The organism is Nocardioides ginsengisegetis, assembly GCF_014138045.1.
In the GTDB taxonomy this organism is placed as follows: Bacteria; Actinomycetota; Actinomycetes; order Propionibacteriales; family Nocardioidaceae; genus Nocardioides; species Nocardioides ginsengisegetis.
In genome coordinates this window covers 2,080,987-2,098,238 of sequence record NZ_JACGXA010000001.1, presented here as the reverse complement: position 1 = coordinate 2,098,238, position 17,252 = coordinate 2,080,987, and the positions used below count along the sequence as shown (strand labels likewise).

Annotated in this window: 20 protein-coding genes; 16 read left to right on the top strand and 4 right to left on the bottom strand. The window is 70.9% G+C overall.

Annotation, left to right across the window (positions count from 1 at the left end; all coding sequences use genetic code 11):
- The first annotated feature begins 1 nt into the window (after position 1).
- The 11 genes from FB382_RS10080 to FB382_RS10030 all read left to right on the top strand — a co-directional run bounded on the left by FB382_RS10080 (position 2) and on the right by FB382_RS10030 (position 8,718).
- Positions 2–1,192 carry an MCE family protein gene (locus tag FB382_RS10080; RefSeq protein ID WP_182538837.1) on the top strand — a complete coding sequence of 397 codons (1,191 nt, stop codon included), beginning with the start codon at positions 2–4 and terminating at the stop codon, positions 1,190–1,192.
- Entirely contained in the window at positions 1,189–2,496 is a 1,308-nt protein-coding gene (locus FB382_RS10075) for an MCE family protein (protein ID WP_182538835.1), read from the top strand. Before FB382_RS10080 ends, FB382_RS10075 begins: the two co-directional genes overlap by 4 nt.
- Positions 2,493–3,761, top strand: a complete 1,269-nt coding sequence (locus FB382_RS10070; RefSeq protein ID WP_182538833.1) for an MCE family protein — start codon at positions 2,493–2,495, stop codon at positions 3,759–3,761. The genes FB382_RS10075 and FB382_RS10070 overlap by 4 nt, the downstream gene beginning before the upstream one ends.
- On the top strand, positions 3,758–4,252 hold the full coding sequence (locus FB382_RS10065; RefSeq protein ID WP_182538831.1) for a hypothetical protein: 495 nt from the start codon (positions 3,758–3,760) through the stop codon (positions 4,250–4,252). The genes FB382_RS10070 and FB382_RS10065 overlap by 4 nt, the downstream gene beginning before the upstream one ends.
- Positions 4,253–4,255: 3 nt before the next feature.
- Positions 4,256–4,939 carry a hypothetical protein gene (locus tag FB382_RS10060; RefSeq protein WP_182538829.1) on the top strand — a complete coding sequence of 228 codons (684 nt, stop codon included), beginning with the start codon at positions 4,256–4,258 and terminating at the stop codon, positions 4,937–4,939.
- A gap of 57 nt (positions 4,940–4,996) precedes the next feature.
- Positions 4,997–5,962: an NAD(P)/FAD-dependent oxidoreductase gene (locus FB382_RS10055; RefSeq protein WP_343055550.1), complete on the top strand. Its 966-nt coding sequence runs from the start codon at positions 4,997–4,999 to the stop codon at positions 5,960–5,962.
- A 1-nt stretch (position 5,963) separates the two neighbouring features.
- Positions 5,964–6,428 (top strand): pyridoxamine 5'-phosphate oxidase family protein, encoded by a 465-nt coding sequence (locus FB382_RS10050; protein WP_182538827.1) that lies wholly within the window; start codon positions 5,964–5,966, stop codon positions 6,426–6,428.
- A 26-nt stretch (positions 6,429–6,454) separates the two neighbouring features.
- Positions 6,455–6,646, top strand: a complete 192-nt coding sequence (locus FB382_RS10045; RefSeq protein WP_182538826.1) for a ferredoxin — start codon at positions 6,455–6,457, stop codon at positions 6,644–6,646.
- A complete protein-coding gene (locus FB382_RS10040; RefSeq protein WP_182538825.1) occupies positions 6,646–7,545 on the top strand; it encodes a 3-oxoacyl-ACP reductase in 900 nt (299 codons plus the stop codon). The genes FB382_RS10045 and FB382_RS10040 overlap by 1 nt, the downstream gene beginning before the upstream one ends.
- Positions 7,546–7,556: 11 nt before the next feature.
- On the top strand, positions 7,557–8,312 hold the full coding sequence (locus FB382_RS10035; RefSeq protein WP_182538824.1) for a glucose 1-dehydrogenase: 756 nt from the start codon (positions 7,557–7,559) through the stop codon (positions 8,310–8,312).
- Between the two features lie 118 nt (positions 8,313–8,430).
- Positions 8,431–8,718 (top strand): GIY-YIG nuclease family protein, encoded by a 288-nt coding sequence (locus FB382_RS10030; protein ID WP_182538823.1) that lies wholly within the window; start codon positions 8,431–8,433, stop codon positions 8,716–8,718.
- 74 nt (positions 8,719–8,792) lie between these two features.
- On the opposite strand, the gene FB382_RS10025 is transcribed toward FB382_RS10030, so the two are convergent.
- Positions 8,793–9,395, bottom strand: a complete 603-nt coding sequence (locus FB382_RS10025; protein ID WP_343055549.1) for a TetR family transcriptional regulator — start codon at positions 9,393–9,395, stop codon at positions 8,793–8,795.
- A 144-nt stretch (positions 9,396–9,539) separates the two neighbouring features.
- Between FB382_RS10025 and FB382_RS10020 the strand changes: the two genes are divergently transcribed.
- From FB382_RS10020 to FB382_RS10010, 3 genes are read left to right on the top strand one after another with little or no spacing between them, the layout of a single operon-like run.
- A complete protein-coding gene (locus tag FB382_RS10020) occupies positions 9,540–10,802 on the top strand; it encodes a glycosyltransferase family 4 protein (protein WP_182538820.1) in 1,263 nt (420 codons plus the stop codon).
- The gene (locus tag FB382_RS10015) at positions 10,789–11,505 is read left to right on the top strand and encodes a methyltransferase domain-containing protein (RefSeq protein ID WP_182538819.1); all 717 of its coding nucleotides are present in this window, start codon (positions 10,789–10,791) and stop codon (positions 11,503–11,505) included. Before FB382_RS10020 ends, FB382_RS10015 begins: the two co-directional genes overlap by 14 nt.
- A complete protein-coding gene (locus FB382_RS10010) occupies positions 11,498–12,631 on the top strand; it encodes a glucosidase family protein (protein WP_182538817.1) in 1,134 nt (377 codons plus the stop codon). The genes FB382_RS10015 and FB382_RS10010 overlap by 8 nt, the downstream gene beginning before the upstream one ends.
- Here the strand turns inward: FB382_RS10010 and FB382_RS10005 are convergent.
- The gene (locus FB382_RS10005; RefSeq protein ID WP_182541451.1) at positions 12,624–13,277 is read right to left on the bottom strand and encodes a class I SAM-dependent methyltransferase; all 654 of its coding nucleotides are present in this window, start codon (positions 13,275–13,277) and stop codon (positions 12,624–12,626) included. The two genes, FB382_RS10010 and FB382_RS10005, sit on opposite strands and share 8 nt — an antisense overlap.
- A gap of 62 nt (positions 13,278–13,339) precedes the next feature.
- Between FB382_RS10005 and FB382_RS10000 the strand changes: the two genes are divergently transcribed.
- Positions 13,340–15,430: an acyl-CoA dehydrogenase family protein gene (locus tag FB382_RS10000; RefSeq protein WP_182538816.1), complete on the top strand. Its 2,091-nt coding sequence runs from the start codon at positions 13,340–13,342 to the stop codon at positions 15,428–15,430.
- A gap of 13 nt (positions 15,431–15,443) precedes the next feature.
- Here the strand turns inward: FB382_RS10000 and FB382_RS09995 are convergent, their stop codons facing one another.
- Positions 15,444–15,662 (bottom strand): hypothetical protein, encoded by a 219-nt coding sequence (locus tag FB382_RS09995; protein ID WP_125036314.1) that lies wholly within the window; start codon positions 15,660–15,662, stop codon positions 15,444–15,446.
- A 25-nt stretch (positions 15,663–15,687) separates the two neighbouring features.
- On the bottom strand, positions 15,688–15,894 hold the full coding sequence (locus FB382_RS09990; RefSeq protein ID WP_182538815.1) for a hypothetical protein: 207 nt from the start codon (positions 15,892–15,894) through the stop codon (positions 15,688–15,690).
- 157 nt (positions 15,895–16,051) lie between these two features.
- On the opposite strand from FB382_RS09990, the gene FB382_RS09985 reads away from it, so the two are divergent.
- Positions 16,052–17,248: a ScyD/ScyE family protein gene (locus tag FB382_RS09985; RefSeq protein WP_182538814.1), complete on the top strand. Its 1,197-nt coding sequence runs from the start codon at positions 16,052–16,054 to the stop codon at positions 17,246–17,248.
- Positions 17,249–17,252 lie beyond the last annotated feature (4 nt).

The window sequence follows — 17,252 nt, the reverse complement described above, 5'->3', positions numbered from 1 at the left end:
CATGAAGGGTCGGAACGCACGCGTCCTCGTCGCGGCGGTCGTCGTCGCGCTGGCCGCCGCGAGCCTGCTGCTCCTGCGCGGCGGCGACGAGACCAAGACCCTCACCGCGCACTTCCCGCGCGCGGTGTCGATCTACGAGGGCTCCGACGTGCGGATCCTCGGCGTCAACGTCGGCCGGGTCACGGCCGTGATCCCCGAGGGCAACTCGGTCCGCGTCGAGATGCAGTACGACGCGGCGTACAAGCTGCCGGCCGACGCCAAGGCCGTGATCGTCACCCCGACCCTGGTCGCCGACCGCTTCGTACAGCTGACCCCGGCCTGGTCCGAGGGCGACCGGCTGATGGCCGACGGCGCCGACATCGCGCTGCCCGACACCGGGGTCCCGGTCGAGCTGGACCGGATCTACGCCAGCCTGCGCGACCTGTCCGAGGCGCTGGGACCCAACGGCGTCAACAAGGACGGCACCCTCAACCACGTGCTCGAGGCCGGCGCGAAGAACCTCGCGGGCCAGGGGAGGCTCGGCAACAAGATGCTGCGCAACCTCGCGGCGGCCGCAACCACCTTCGGGCAGGGGAGCGGTGACCTGTTCGCCACCGTCACCCAGCTCGCGAAGTTCTCCCAGGTGCTCGGCAACAACGACCGGCTCGTGCGCGCCTTCATCCGCGACCTCGCCGGCGTCTCCGGGTCGCTGGTCACCGAGCGCGTCCAGCTCCAACGGGCGCTGTCGTCGGTCGCCACCGCCGTCGGCACCGTCAAGGGCTTCGTCCACGACAACCGCAAGGCGCTCGTGACCGACCTGGAGAAGCTCACCCGCGTCATGCAGACGATCAACTCCGAGAAGGGCAGCATCGACGACGCCCTCCAGGTCGCCCCGCTCGCGCTGGGCAACCTCGCGGTCGCCTTCAACAACTCCAGCGGCTCCATCGGGTCCCGGATCGGCGTCAACGGCACGTTCGGCGACCTCGACGGCTTCCTCTGCTCGATCGTCATGCAGTCCGGCATGCCCAAGGCCAGCAAGGACCTCGCCTGCCGGATCTTCAAGCAGATCGAGCCCGCCGAGGACCAGACGAGCAAGAGCCAGACCTCCGGGCCCTCGGTCCTGTCCACCACGCAGCGCGACCAGGCCGCCGCCCAGCAGTACGTCGCCGGCAGCGGCTCGTCGCTCAGCACCCTGATCGGGGGTGGCCGGTGAAGCGCCTCGCCCTGGCCTCGCTCGGCCTCGTGCTGCTCGTGTCCGGCTGCAAGTTCGACGGTGCCTACGACCTGCCGCTGCCCGGCGGTCCGGTCGACGCCGACCACGCCTACGAGGTGACCGCGGACTTCGCCGACATCCTCAACATCGTGCCGAAGTCGCCGGTGATGGTCGACGACGTGACGGTCGGCGAGGTCACCGACGTGCAGCGCGTAGGCTGGCACGCCGAGATCACCATGCTGGTGCGCGACGACATCGTGCTGCCCGACAACGCGATCGCCGACATCCGCCAGGTCAGCCTCCTCGGCGAGAAGTACGTCGCCCTCCTCCCGCCCACCGGCGAGCAGCCGCACGGGCGGCTCTCGGACGGCGACAACATCCCGCTGTCCGCCACCGGCCGCAACCCGGAGGTCGAGGAGGTGCTCGGCGCGCTGTCGTTCCTGCTGAGCGGCGGCGGCGTCGGTCAGCTCGGCACGATCACGCAGGAGCTCAACAACGTGATGGACGGTCGCACCGACCGGCTGCGCCACCTGCTCGGGTCGCTCAAGGACGTCGTCGGCACCCTCGACGACCAGAAGGCCGACATCATCGACGCGCTCGAGTCGATGAACAACCTGACCGCCACGCTCAACCGCGAGAAGGACACGATCGGCGACGCCCTCGACGTGGTCGGGCCTGCGGTGAAGGTGCTCGACGACCAGCACGCCCAGCTGATCGCGATGCTCAAGTCGCTGGACCGCCTCGGTGCCGTCGGCACCCGCGTCATCGGCGCCAGCAAGGCCGACCTCATCCAGACGCTGGCCGACCTCAAGCCCGTGCTGACCAAGCTCAACGAGGCCGGCGACCACCTGGCGCCCGGCCTCAACATGGCCATCAGCTTCCCCTTCCCCAAGGAGGCGTCCGAGGTGGTCAAGGGCGACTACGCCAACGCCTTCATCCGGGCCCAGATCAACCTCGGGACGTTCGTGCCCAACGGGGGCGGTGGCCCGCTGCCGCCGGTCGACGTGCCCGACCCGTCGCAGGTGCTCAACCAGGTGCAGAAGTGCCTGGCCAGCGGCGACATCACCAGCAAGGCCTGCCTGAAGGTGCTCGACGACGCCAACGCGCTCAAGAAGCTCAAGAAGGCGTGCCAGAGGGACGAGAACAAGGACAACGCGGTCTGCCAGGTCGTCAACGCCGGTGACCTGCCCGACCTCCCCGGACTCCCGACGTTGCCCGGCCTCGACGGCTTCACCGCCTCCCTCGCCAGCGGCGCCGACCAGCCCGACGAGTCCGGCAGCGCCCTCTACGGGGGTGCGGCATGACCCGCGGCGTGCGCATCCGGATCGCGGCGTTCCTCGTGCTGAGCGCGGTCGGCATCGTCTACGTCACCGCGTCCTACCTCGGCTTCGTCGACAAGGTGCTCGGCCGCGGCCTGAGCGTGCACGCGACGCTCCCGACGTCCGGCGGCCTGTTCGAGGGCAGCGAGGTGACCTACCGCGGTGTCAAGATCGGCAAGATCAGCGCGATGCACACCACGCGCGACGGCGTACGCCTCGACCTCGCGCTCCACGACGGCACCCGGCTGCCCCTGGACTCGCCGATGTACGTCCACAACCTCTCCGCGGTCGGCGAGCAGTACCTCGACTTCGAGCCGCCGGACGACGAGGGCCCGTACGCCGCGAACGGCGACACGCTGGCCGGCAGCCAGGACTCGCTGCCCGTCGACGAGGCCGACCTGCTGGTCGAGCTCGACCAGTTCGTCGGGTCGGTCGACAAGAAGAACCTCCAGGTGACCGTCAAGGAGCTCGGGGACATGTTCCGCGACACCGGCGGCCCGCTCCAGAAGCTCATCGACAACGGCGGGAAGTTCGTCGACGAGGCCGCCGCCCACGAGGACGAGACGATCTCGCTGCTCGACCACGGCCTGACGGTGCTGCGCACCCAGCGCGACGAGGGCGAGAACATCAAAGCCTTCTCCCGGGACCTGCGGCTGATCACCGACTCGCTGCGCCGCAGCGACGGGGACCTGCGCACCGTCCTGCAGGGCACGCCCGGCACGGCCCGCGAGATCGACGCGCTCCTCAAGGACCTCGGCCCGACGCTGCCGGTGCTGCTGGGCAACGCGGTCAGCATCAACACCGTCGTCGTCTCGCACCTCGCCGGCATCGAGCAGCTGCTGGTTACCTTCCCGCGCACCATCTCCAGCGGCTTCACCGGCACGCCGCCCGACGGCTACGGCCGGGTCAACCTCCAGTTCTCCAACAAGGTCCAGCCCTGCACCGACGGCTACAAGCCCAAGTCGCAGTGGCGGCGCGGGGACCAGCTCAGCGACTCACCGATCTACCCGGCCCAGTGCAACAGCCCCGCGCCGTACAACATGCGCGGCGGGAAGTACGCCCCCGGCGGCCCGAACAACAGCTCCGTCGGGCGCGCCTACCGGGCTTCCTACGACCCCAGCACCGGCATCGTCTACGGTGCGGTGGACAAGGACGGCAGGCCCGTCCGGTTCCGTGATCAGGGGAACCTGTCCGTCCTGGGAGGGGATTCGTGGAAGTGGCTGCTCGTCGGCCCCGTGGTCAGTCCGTGAGGCTGAACCTCGGGCTCTACGCCCTCGCGCTGGTGCTCGCGTGCGCGGCCGTCGTCGGCGGCGTGCTGGTCTACCGGACCCACGACACCTCGGTGACCGACAGCGCCGAGCAGGAGCGGTACGCCGCGGTGATGGCCGCCGCGCGGGCGGAGGCGGAGGCGTTCATCAACATCCGCTACGACGACGCGCAGGCCAGCATCGACAAGGTCGCCGCCGGAGCCACCGGGTCCTTCCGCAAGCAGTACGCCACCTCGACCAAGGGCGTCATCCAGGTGCTCCAGCAGAACAAGTCGGTCATGGACGGCTCGGTCCTGTGGGCCGGCGTCGTCGCCGTCGACCAGGACAGCGCGACCGTGATCGCCGCGACCTCGGGCACGGTCGCCAACGTGCAGACCGGCAACAAGCCGGTCGCCCGGAACTTCCGGCTCAAGCTCGACCTGGTCCTCCAGGACGGCCAGTGGCTCACCTCCAACCTCGAGTTCGTGGGCTGAGCCATGGCCCCCACCAACGACCCCCGCAAGCGTCCCGTCGTCGGGTCGCGCAACCCGACCGCCCGGCCGCGCAAGGTCGCCTCCGGTGTGCCCGCGCCGCCCGACGCGCGCGTTCCCGCACCGGCCCCGACCCCGGCGCCGACCGCGGCTCCCGCTCCGCCGTCGACGACGCCCGGCCTCCTCGGCGGCTTCCGCACCACCGTGGCGCTGGTCGTGGCGATCGTGCTGCTGGCCGCCGTGGTGCTGGGGGAGTCGTGGTACCTCTGGGGCCGCAGCGAGCCCACCGTGTCGGCGTCGCACCCGGTCATCACCGGCGAGATGGCCCACCGCGCTGCGGTGGAGGCCGCGTCGCAGGACGCCGAGGACATCCTGTCCACGTCGTACAAGAACTACGACGAGCAGGTCGCCCAGGCCACCAGCGAGATGACCGACGGGTTCGCGAAGGAGTACACGCAGACCGTCGGGCAGATCAAGGGCGACTTCGTGGCGGCCAAGACCGAGCTGCAGGTCAAGGTCGTGGCCGCGGGCGTGGTCCGGGCGTCCTCCGAGCAGGTGCAGGCGCTGCTCTTCCTCAACCAGTACGTCACCAAGCCGGGCACCAAGACGGCGTTCACCCCCTACCGCGCGCTGGTGACCGTGGTGCACACCGAGCACGGCTGGCTCGTGGACAACATCGAGACGCAGTAGAAAACTAGAACACGTTCCACTATGGTGGAGGCGTGTTCATGGGGAAGGATCGCCAGCGTGCCTGACACCGACCTCCTGATCATCGGCGCCGGCCCCACGGGGCTCTTCGCCGCCTACTACGCCGGCTTCCGCGGGTTCCGCGTCGCGGTCGTCGACTCGCTGCCCGAGCTGGGCGGCCAGATCACCGCGATGTACCCCGAGAAGCAGATCCTCGACGTCGCCGGCTTCCCGACCGTCAAGGGCCGCGACCTCGTCGAGGGGCTGGTGAGCCAGGCAGCGACGGCCTCGCCGGAGTACTTCCTCGACAGGACCGCCACCACGCTCACCCACCACGGCGACACCGTGGTCGTGGGCCTCGACGACGGCACCGAGATCACCGCCAAGGCCGTGCTGATCACCGCCGGCATCGGCAAGTTCAGCCCCCGACCGTTGCCCGCGGGCGACGGATGGCTGGGCCGCGGCATGGAGTTCTTCGTGCCCAGCTTCGCGCCGTACGCCGGCAAGGACGTCGTGATCGTCGGCGGCGGCGACTCCGCGTTCGACTGGGCGCTGCACCTCGAGCCGGTCGCCAAGTCGGTGACGCTGGTGCACCGCCGCGACGCGTTCCGGGCGCACCAGCGCACGGTCGACCAGGTGACGAGCTCGTCGGTGCGGATCGTGACGAAGGCCGAGGTCACGGCGCTGCGCGGCAACGGCGTCCTGGAGTCGGTGGACATCACCGTCGGCGACGAGACCACGACGTACCCCGCCCAGGCCGTGGTGGCCGCGCTCGGCTTCATCGCCGACCTCGGGCCGCTCCAGCAGTGGGGGATCGAGGTCGAGAAGCGGCACGTGGTCGTCGGACCGTCGATGCGGACCAGCCTGGAGCGGGTCTTCGCGGCGGGCGACATCACGGAGTACCCCGGCAAGGTGCGGCTCATCGCCGTCGGCTTCGGGGAGGCCGCCACCGCCGTCAACAACGCGGCGGTCGCCATCGACCCCAGCGCCCACGTCTTCCCGGGCCACTCCAGCGAGGGGACCTGACATGTCGGGACGCGACGGCGTGCGGATGGACGACCAGGAGGTCGCCGACCTGCTCGAGGACAACCTCAAGGTGCAGGTGGCCAGCATCGGCCGGGACGGTGCGCCGCACCTCTCGACGCTGTTCTACGTCGTCCGGGACGGCTGCATCGCCTTCTGGACCTACGCCGCCAGCCAGAAGATCCGCAACCTCGAGCGCGACCCCCGCGTCAGCGCCCTCGTCGAGGACGGCACCGACTACTTCGAGCTCCGCGGCGTCTCGATCACCGGCAAGGCCGAGATCCTCCGCGACCACGACTCGATCTTCGAGATCGGCTCGGCCGTCGCGGTCCGCATGGTCGGCGCGACGAGCCTCGACGACCTCGGCGAGCTGGGCCGGTCCATGGTCGAGAAGCAGGCCACCAAGCGCGTCGCGGTGGTGATCCGTCCGGACCACGTGGCGACGTGGGACCACCGCAAGATGGCGTGAGAGATCCCCGGAGAGAAGGAGCACCCATGAAGATCAAGGTCGACTTCGACCTCTGCGAGTCCAACGCCCTCTGCGAGGGGCTGGCGCCGGAGGTCTTCGAGCTCGATGACGACGACTTCCTCCAGCTCAAGACGGAGGAGACGACCGACGAGAACGTCGAGGCCGTGCGTCGCGCGGTCGCCGCGTGCCCGCGGGCCGCGATCTCGCTGGAGGACTGATGGCCGACCTGCTCTCCCTGGACGGCAAGGTGGCCGTCGTGACCGGGGCCGGCGCCGGGCTCGGCCGGGCCGAGGCGCTCGCGCTGGCGGACGCCGGCGCGCGCGTCGTGCTGGGCGACCTGCCCGGCGCCGCCGACGAGGCCGCCGAGGAGATCCGCTCGCGCGGCGGCTCGGCCATGGTCGTCACCGGTGACGTGGGGGAGCGGGCCACAGCGGACGCGCTCGTCACAACCGCGCTCGACCTCGGCGGGCTCGACATCGTCGTCAACAACGCCGGCATCACCCGCGACAAGATGCTCTTCAACATGACCGACGAGGAGTGGGACCTCGTCATCCGGGTCCACCTGCGCGGCCACTTCCTGCTGTCCCGCAACGCCGCGGCCCACTGGCGGGCGCGGTTCAAGGAGACCGGGCAGCCCGTCTACGGCCGCGTGGTCAACACTGCGTCCGAGGCGTTCCTGAGCGGCCCTCCCGGCCAGGCCAACTACGCCGCGGCCAAGGCCGGCATCGCCGCGCTCACCGTCTCGACCTCGCGGGCCGTCGGGTCCGCCGGCGTACGCGCCAACGCGATCTGCCCGCGCGCCCGCACCGCGATGACCGCGCAGGTCTTCGGCGAGGACGAGTCCGGCCTCGACGTCGACCCCTACTCGCCCGACCACGTGGCCCCGCTCGTCGCCTACCTCGCCTCGCCCGCCGCCGACCACATCACCGGCCAGGTCTTCGTGGTCTACGGCGGGATGGTCGCGGTCGTCGCCGCCCCGGTCGTGGAGCAGCGCTTCGACAAGCCCGGCTCGACGTGGAGCCTGGCCGACCTCGACAAGCAGCTCGGCGGCTGGTTCGAGGGGCGCGACCCCTCCCGCGGCTTCGCGGCCGACTCGATCATGCAGCTCACCATCTGAAGGGGAACCCCATGGGTCGTCTGGACAACAAGATCGCGATCGTCACCGGCGGTTCGCAGGGGCAGGGCGCGGAGATCTGCCGCGCCTTCGTGGCCGAGGGGGCGAAGGTCGCCATCGCGGACATCGCCAAGGAGCCCGGCCAGGCGCTCGCCGACGAGCTGGGTGACGCGGCGTTCTTCGCCGACCACGACGTGAGCGACGAGTCGTCGTGGATCGCGCTCGTGGGACAGGTCGAGGAGAAGTTCGGCCCGGTCAACGTGCTGGTCAACAACGCCGGCATCCTGCGCTTCGGCGAGATCGAGCGGATGGAGGTCGAGGAGTTCGAGCTCGTCTTCCGGGTCAACCAGCTCGGCTGCTTCCTCGGGATGAAGTCGGTGGCCCGGACGATGCGCAAGAACGGCGGCGGCTCGATCATCAACGCCTCCTCGATCGAGGGGCTGGGCGGCATGGCCGCCTGCGCGGCGTACTCCGCGACGAAGTTCGCGATCCGCGGCATGACCAAGGTGGCCGCGATGGAGCTCGGCCCCAAGGGCATCCGGGTCAACTCCGTGCACCCCGGCATGATCGACACCCCCATGACGCGGGTGCACGGCGGCGACGCCGCGATGGAGTACGGCGCCTCGAAGATCCCGCTCCGCCGCGTCGGCCTCCCCGTCGACATCGCGCCGCTCTACGTCTACCTCGCCAGCGACGAGAGCGCCTACGTCAACGGGGCCGAGATCGCGATCGACGGTGGGGTCACCGCGACGCACGCGTTCGGGGGCTGAGCGCTTCCGCTGGTTGAGGTGCGAGGTTGCGCAGCAACCGAGCCTCGAAACCCGGTGAGTTGTCCACAGGGGCGGACCGGCCGAGGTTGGGGACTCGCCTGCCGGGCATGGATCCTCTATGCCCTGGACCTACATCCTCGAGTGCGCTGACGGTTCGTTCTACGTCGGCAGCACCTGGGACCTCGATCGTCGAGTGGCCGAGCACGACGCGGGTACGGGCGCGGCCTACACGCGGCGGCGTCGACCAGTACGTCTGGCGTGGGCAGCCGAGTTCGCCAGGATCGACGAGGCGTACCGGTTCGAGAAGCAGGTCCAGGGGTGGAGCCGGGCCAAGCGTCTCGCGCTGATCGAGGGTCGGCTCGACGACCTGCCCGAGCTCGCCAGTCGCCCGCAGCGGCGGGGTTGAGGCCGACCTTCAGCTCACCGGGTTTCGAGGCTCAGGCGCCAGCGCGCCTTCGCACCTCAACCAGCGAGCGGGGCTCAGTCGCGGAGGAGGAGGCGTACGGCGACCTCCATGTGCTGGGCGGTCTCGGCGGCGGAGGTGCGGCCGGTGACCCACCCGACGAGGGCGGAGAGCCAGACGTCACCGATGACGCGGGCGATCGCGATGTCGTCGTCGGTGACCTCGGTGCGGTCGGGGTCCATGGCGCGGGTCAGCATCGAGGTGAGCAGCATGCCGACGGTGTGGATCTCGGCCTGGACCGAGGCGTCGGCGAACATGAACGCCCGGGTCAGCGCCTCGGTGAGGTGCTGGTCGCCCTGCAGGCCGCGGGTGGTCTTGCGCATGACGAAGATGACCCGCTCGGCGGCGGTGTCGCCGGGGATCGTCTTGTCCTTGAAGGAGGCGTCGGCGCGCTCGAACTCGCGGCCGAGCGCGGAGACGAGCAGGTGGATCTTGGAGGGGAAGTAGCGGTAGAGCGTGCCGAGCGCGACGTCGGCCTGCTCGGCCACGGCCCGCATCTGGACGGCGTCGAAGCCGCCCTGGGAGGCCAGGCTGATGGTCGCGTCCAGGATGCGCTTGCGGCGGTCGCGCTGGGCGGCGGACCCGAGGTCCTCGGCCGTCAGCGAGTTGACGGTGCTCACGTTGTCTCCCTGTGTCCCCATGTCGTGTCTGCGGGCGGATGTCTGCCCGTTGACCAAGAGAACTAGGCTAGCAAGCGGTGGGCCATAATAGGAACACGTTTCACTTCGTCCGACCCGGGCGTGTCCACAGAAAGGTCGAGACGATTGCGTATCGCTCTCCTGTCCTACCGGAGCAAGCCGCACTGCGGCGGACAGGGCATCTACGTCCGTCACCTCAGCCGTGAGCTGGTCAACCTCGGACACACCGTCGAGGTCTTCTCCGGACAGCCCTACCCCGAGCTCGACCCGGGCGTGACGCTCACCAAGGTGCCCAGCCTCGACCTCTACCGCGAGCCCGACCCCTTCCGGGTCCCCAAGCTGCGCGAGTTCCGCGACCTCGTGGACGTGGAGGAGTTCCTCACCATGTGCACCGCCGGCTTCCCCGAGCCCAAGACGTTCAGCACCCGCGTCGCGCGGCTGCTCAGGGACCGGGTCGACGACTTCGACATCGTCCACGACAACCAGGTCCTCGGCTACGGCATGCTCGACATCGAGAAGATGGGGCTGCCGCTCATCACGACGCTGCACCACCCGATCACCTTCGACCGCCGGATCGACCTCCAGGCGGCGCCGTGGCGCAAGAAGCCGTCCGTACGCCGCTGGTACGGATTCCTGCGCATGCAGGGCAAGGTTGCCCGCAAGGCCCGCAAGATCATGACGCCCTCGGAGGCCTCCAAGCGCGACATCGCCAAGGACTTCGGCGTCGACCCCGCGCGGATGCAGGTCATCCTGCTCGGCGTCGACGACGGGTTCGTCCCGCCGACCGTGCCGCGGGTGCCGGGCCGGATCCTCGCCATGGCCAGCGCCGACGCCCCGATGAAGGGCATCGCCACGCTGCTGGAGGCCTTCGCCAAGCTCCGCACCGAGCGCGACGTCGAGCTGCTGCTCGTCACCAAGCCGACGCCCGGCGGCCGCACCGAGAAGCTCATCGACAAGCTCTCGATCGCCGACTCGGTCCGCTTCGTGCACGGCATCAGCGACGCCGACCTCGTCGACCTGATGGGCTCGGCCGAGGTGGCCTGCGTGCCGTCCCTCTACGAGGGCTTCTCGCTCCCGACCGCCGAGCTGATGGCCTGCGAGACCCCGCTGGTCGTCTCGCGCGCCGGCGCGATCCCCGAGGTCGTCGGCCCCGACGGCGAGTGCGCCGACCTGGTCACGCCGGGCGACGTGTTCGAGCTCGAGGCCGCCATCGCCGCCCTGCTCGACGACCCCGAGCGCCGGGCCGCCATGGGCGCGGCCGGCCGCCGCCGGGTGCAGGAGATGTTCAGCTGGCGCGCCGTCGCCGCCACCGTCGCGGCGGCGTACGACGAGGTGATCGCCGACTACCACGCCGAATCCAACGAGGAGAAGACCCGTGCTGACCGTTGACTTCGACCGCCTGGGGCTGCGCCCGGGCGACCGTGTCCTCGACATGGGCTGTGGCGCCGGGCGCCACGCGTTCGAGATGTACCGCCGCGGCGGTGACGTGATCGCGTTCGACCAGGACGCCGACGAGCTGTCCGGCGTGCGCGACCTCTTCGTCGCGATGAAGGAGGCCGGCGAGGTGCCCGAGGGTGCCGAGGCCGACGTCAAGGAGGGCGACGCCCTCGCGCTGCCCTTCGCCGACGAGGAGTTCGACCGGATCGTCGCGGCCGAGGTGCTCGAGCACATCCCCGCCGACATCCAGGCGATCGAGGAGCTCGTCCGGGTGCTGCGCCCAGGCGGCACGATCGCGGTGTCGGTGCCGCGGTGGTTCCCCGAGATCATCAACTGGAAGCTGTCGGAGGACTACCACAACACCCCCGGCGGCCACATCCGGATCTACTCCGACAAGGAGCTGATCGGCAAGCTCGCCAACGCCGGGCTGGAGTTCGAGGGCAAGTCCTACGCCCACGGCCTGCACTCGCCCTACTGGTGGATCAAGTGCGCGGTCGGCGTGAAGAACGACGACCACCCGCTCGCGAAGGCGTACCACAAGCTCCTGGTGTGGGAGATCATGAAGCAGCCGAAGGCGCTGCAGGTGGCCGGCAAGGTGCTCGACCCGGTGATCGGCAAGAGCATGGTCCTCTACTTCAAGAAGCCCGATGCCTGAGGTCCCCTGGGTCGACGGCATCCTGAGCGCCGAGCAGGTCGCCGAGACCGCCGCGTCGATCGCGGCCATGCAGGAGCCGTCCGGCGCCGTCCCGTGGACCGTCGGCGAGCACACCGACATCTGGAACCACGTCGAGGCCGCCATGGCGATGCTCGTCGGCGGCCAGGTCGAGGCCGCCGAGCGCGCCTACGCCTGGGCCCCGACGCTCCAGCGGGCCGACGGTTCCTGGCCGATGAAGATCGTGGCCGGCGAGGTCGAGGACGAGCGCGGCGAGGTCAACATGTCGTCGTACTTCGCGGTCGGCCTGTGGCACCACTGGCTCGTACGCCGTGACATCACCTTCCTGCAGCGCTACTGGCCCTCGGTGCGCGCCGGCCTCGACTGGGTCGTGTCGCTGCAGCTGCCGTTCGGCGGCATCGCCTGGTCCCAGCAGTGGGTCGACGGGCGACCGGGGCCGGCCGAGGAGGGCGCGCTGCTGGCCGGTTCCTCCAGCATCTACCAGTCGCTGCGTGCGGGCGTGGCGCTGGCCGATCTGCTCGACGACCCGCAGCCCGAGTGGGAGCTGGCCGGCGGCCGGCTCGGCCACGCGATCCGCGAGCACCGCGACCTGTTCATGGACAAGTCCACGTTCTCGATGGACTGGTACTACCCCGTCCTCGGCGGCGCCGTCCGTGGCCCCGACGGCCTGGACGGCCTCGAGCTGCTCGCGCCGCGCTGGGACGACTTCGTCGTGCCCGGCCTCGGCATCCGCTGCGTCGACACCAACCCGTGGGTGACCGGTGCCGAGACCTGCGAGCTCGTGATGGCGCTCGACGCGCTGGGTGACCAGCGCCGTGCGCTCACGCTGCTGGCGGAGATGCAGCACCTGCGCTCCGAGGAGGGCAAGTACTGGACCGGCTGGGTCTACCGCGACGCCACCAACGTCGGCGAGCAGGCCGACGTCAACTGGCCGCCGGAGTGGACGACCTACACCGCGGCCGCGGTGATCCTGGCCGTCGACGCGCTGGGGGAGACCCACGGCCACGCGACCGAGGGGTCCGGGATCATGCGCGGCACCTCGCTCGCGCCGCACTTCTCCGAGCTCGCGCTCGAGTGCGGCTGCGAGTCGGCCGACCTGCTCAGCTGACCGCGTCGCCGGCGTCGCCGCCGGTCCGGCGCAGCACCCGGAGCGAGCCGACGACGTCGACCTCCTCGAAGTCGCCGCTGGCCAGCGCGCGCAGGTAGACGTCGTACGGCGGCCGCCCGCCGTTCGCCGGGTCCGGGAACACGTCGTGGATGACGAGCAGCCCGTCGGACATCAGCCACGGCGCCCAGCCGGTGTAGTCGTTCTGCGCGTGCACCTCGGCGTGCCCGCCGTCGATGAAGAGCATCGACAGGGGAGTACGCCAGTGGGCGCTGACGGTCGTGCTCCTCCCGACCACCGCCACGACCTGGTCCTCGAGCCCGGCGAGGGCGATGGTGCGGCGGAAGACCGGCATCGTGTCCATCAGGCCCAGCTCGACGTCGACGAGGGTCGCGTCGTGGTGCTCCCAGCCGGCCTGGTTCTCCTCCGAGCCGCGGTGGTGGTCGACGGTGAACACGACCGCCTGCGGGCCGCCGGCCTCGCGCGCGGCCGCGCCGAGGTAGATCGCGGACTTGCCGCAGTAGGTGCCGACCTCCAGCACCGGGCCGAGCCCGACGCTGGCCGACGCGTGCCGGAACAGGGCGAGCCCCTCGTCGTGCGGCATGAAGCCCTTGGCGGCGCGGGCGTGCTCGAGCAGGTCGGCGGGCATGTTGGTCACGGCCCGAGCCTAGTAGTATTGGAACACGTTCTAGTTCTCACGTGAGGGGTCGCATGTCGATCGGTATCTCCGACGAGCACGTCGAGCTGGCCGCGAGCCTGCGCCGGTGGGCGGCCGGCATGCGCGGCGTCGACGCGGTGCGCGCCGCCGAGGACGACCCGGCCGCGACCTTCGACGAGGTCTGGAAGGGCGCCGTGGCGATGGGCGTCCCGGCGATCGGCCTGCCCGACTGGGTCGGCGGCGGTGGCGGCACGTTGCTCGACGTCGCGGTGGCGCTCGAGGCCTGCGCGCACGAGATGCTCCCCGGCCCCCTCCTCGGTACGTCGATCGCCGCGACGGTGCTCGGCAACGACTTCGGACTGAGTGAGGCCATCGCCGAGGGCGCCGTCGTGGCGATCGGCCTGTCGGGACCGGACGGTCCCGTGTGGGACGCGCCCGGCGCGACCCACGTGCTGATCGAGGGCCCGAACGGCTGGGTGGTCGCGCCGGGGACGTCCGTGACCGTGCAGCCGACCCGCGGCCCGGACCTGTCGCGCCGGTTCGGCACCGTGGCCGCCGACCTCACCGAGTGCATCGCCCTGCCCGAGGTGACCACCGACCTGGTCCGTCGTGTCGCCGTGACCCTCGCCGCGGCCGAGGCGTCGGGGATCGTCCGGTGGTGCCTGGCGACCGCGGTCGAGCACGCCAAGACGCGTGAGCAGTTCGGTCGCCGGATCGGGTCCTTCCAGGCCGTCAAGCACCTGTGCGCGGAGATGCTGGAGACCGTGGAGGCGGTGACGGCGGCCGCCTGGGACGCGGCGTCGGCGGGGCAGCAGGCGATGGCGGGGGCCGAGGACGAGCAGTGGGCCTTCGCGGTCGACGTCGCGGCCGTGGTCGCGCTGGAGGGCGCCGTCGCGGTGGCCAAGACCTGCATCCAGGTCCTGGGCGGCATCGGTTTCACCTTCGAGCACGACGCCCACCTCTACCTGCGCCGGGCGCTCTCGCTGCGCGCCCTGGTCGGGGGTGCCGACGAGGCCGCGGCACGGCTGGCCGGCCGGGCAGTCGCCGGGATGCGGCGCTCCGTCGCGGTCGACCTCGACGGTCGCGACGCCGACATCCGCGGAGGGGTGCGCGAGTCCGTGGCCACGGTGGCCGCGGCGGCGCCGGAGGACCAGCGCGACGCCCTGGTCGCGGCCAGGCTGCTGATGCCGCACTGGCCCGAGCCGTGGGGCCTCGGCGCGGACGCGGTCACCCAGATCGTCATCGACGAGGAGCTCGCGGCCGCCGGGGTCACCCGCCCCGACCTGGTCATCGCCGGCTGGGCCGTCCCGACGATCCTCGAGCACGGCACCGAGGCGCAGCGCCGGAAGTTCGTCACGGCCTCGCTGCGCGGCGAGGTGGTGTGGTGCCAGCTGTTCTCCGAGCCCGAGGCCGGGTCCGACCTCGCCTCGCTGCGCACCCGCGCGGTCAAGGTCGACGGCGGCTGGAAGCTGAGCGGGCAGAAGGTGTGGACCTCGCTGGCCCACCGCGCCGACTGGGCCATCTGCCTGGCCCGGACCAACCCGGACGCCCCGGCCCACCGGGGGATCAGCTACTTCCTCGTGGACATGCGCTCCGAGGGGATCGACGTACGACCACTGCGCGAGATCACCGGGGACTCGCTGTTCAACGAGGTCTTCCTCGACGACGTGTTCGTGCCGGAGGACTGCCTGGTCGGGAAGGTCGACGACGGGTGGCGCCTGGCGCGCACCACGCTGGCCAACGAGCGCGTCGCGATGGCCACCAGCCGGCTCGGCACCAGCATCGAGCGCGCCGTCGAGCTGGTCTCGGACGGGGCGACCGGCGCGCAGCTGGTCGCCGTGGGCCGCTGCGTCGCGCTGGCCACGGTCTGCTCGCTGCTCGGCGTACGGTCCACGCTGCGCTCGCTGGCCGGCCAGTCTCCCGGCCCTGAGTCGTCGGTCGCGAAGCTGCTCGGGGTCCGCAACCGCCAGGACGCCGCCGAACTCGTCGTCGAGCTGCACGGCGACCGGGTCGCGCTCGGCGATCGCGACGTCGCGGCCGACGTGTGGGAGCTGCTCAACACCCGCTGCCTCTCGATCGCCGGCGGCACCACGCAGATCCTGCGCAACGTCGCGGGCGAGCAGATCCTCGGGTTGCCGCGGTAGGCGTCGAGTGGGCCTAGAGCCTCGACATCTTGCGGTAGGGGCTCGTGACGCGGACGGACTGCCGGCCGAAGTCGACGGTGACGGCGCCGGGCTCGACCCCGACCACCTTGCCCATCCCGTAGGAGTCGTGGGAGACGAGGTCGTCGACCGCGAACAGCTCGATCGGGGCCTCGACGTCAGGCTTGAAGGGACTGCTGGCGAGATGTCGGGGTTTCGCGCGTGAGGATGTCATCACCTCGAGTATGCCCCTCCGTGGCTCATCGGCCTGCGTTCGGGGACGTCGCGGCGGCAAACCTGTCCACGACGGGGTAGGTCGTCACCCGGACCGGTCGTCCGGAGAAGTCGCCCGCGTAGTAGCCGTTGTGCCGGTGTGCGGACCGCGTGAACGTGCCTGACTCCTGCTCAACGGGGATGTAGGCGGCCATGACGAGCTCCTGGGTGTGGTGGGTGGCTGGTTCCTCCACGGTGCTCTTTCGACGGGTTCGTCGGACCGGCACAATGGCCGGGTTTCGGCCGGCGCCCTGGCTCGACGCCGGCCCACCCGTACCCCAACGTTGGGGATGACCGGCAGGGGTGCCGCGACAAGAGTGATGGGTTGTCGTCCTTGGGGAGGAGCAGGTCATGACCCTTCGTCGTCTGGGCAGTCGTGCAGTGACATCGATGGTGGCTGTCGCCACGCTCGCAGCGAGCGGGCTGGTGCATGCCGGGGCCGCGCAGGCCGATCCGTCCGTGTCGATCACCCCGGTGCTCACCGGGCTGGGTGCGCCTCGCGGGATCACGTTCGACGGCAGAGGCGCCATGTACGTCTCGGAGTCCGGCGTCGCGGGCGCCGGCCCCTTCGGCATGACCACCACCGGCAAGGTGAGCAAGTACAAGCAGGGTTCGACCACGCCGGCGTGGACGACCGGCTTCAACTCCCTGTACGCGTCGGAGGACCCGTCCGCGCCCCCCGACGTGCTCGGACCCGAGGGGCTCAGCTCGCTGGGCGGCGGCTGCATGACGAACGGCCACGGCAAGCGCCACGGGTGCCAGCTGCTGATGATCGCCAGCGAGTCGACCCCTGGTGTGCTCGCGGCGAGCGGCGGGACCGTGAACGACCCGCAGGCCGGGCACCTCTACCGGCTCAACGGAGCCACCGGCGCCGCGACCTCGACGTCGGACGTCGGCTCGCAGATGTACCAGTGGACCGGCGATCACGCGAGCCTCTTCGAGGACTTCCCGGACTCCAACCCCTTCGGTGTGCTCGTCACCAGGGGCGCAGGCCACGGCACCCGCACCTTCGTCGCCGACGCCGGCGCCAACACGATCAGCGAGATCATGCGGGACGGCACGGCGCGAGTCGTGGCCTACACCCCGAACGAGGACTTCGGCGCGTTCCGCGACTCCACGCCCACCTGCATCGCGCAGGGCCCGGACGGCTTCCTGTACGTCGGCACGCTCGACTTCGTCTCGAACCTGTTCGTGCCTCCCGGCACCGGTGGCCTCTCCAGCGTGTGGCGGGTGGACCCGAACGCCAACTACCCGACGGTGCCCACGGTGTGGGCGACCGGGCTGACGACCATCACCGGGTGCACCTTCGACCGGCAGGGCAACTTCTGGGCCGCCGAGATGTTCGCCGGAGGCGCCGACGCGACCCCGCCCGGGGACGTCGTCCGGATTCCGTTCGCGCACCCCACGACCCAGACGCACTTCGGGGCCGGCCGGCTGCTGCTGCCCGGCGGCATCGCCCAGGGTCCCGATGACGCGATGTACGTGACCGTCGGCTCGGCCGCGCCCGGGCTCAGCGGCGGGGTGATGCGGGTGGCCGTCGACCACTGAGGGG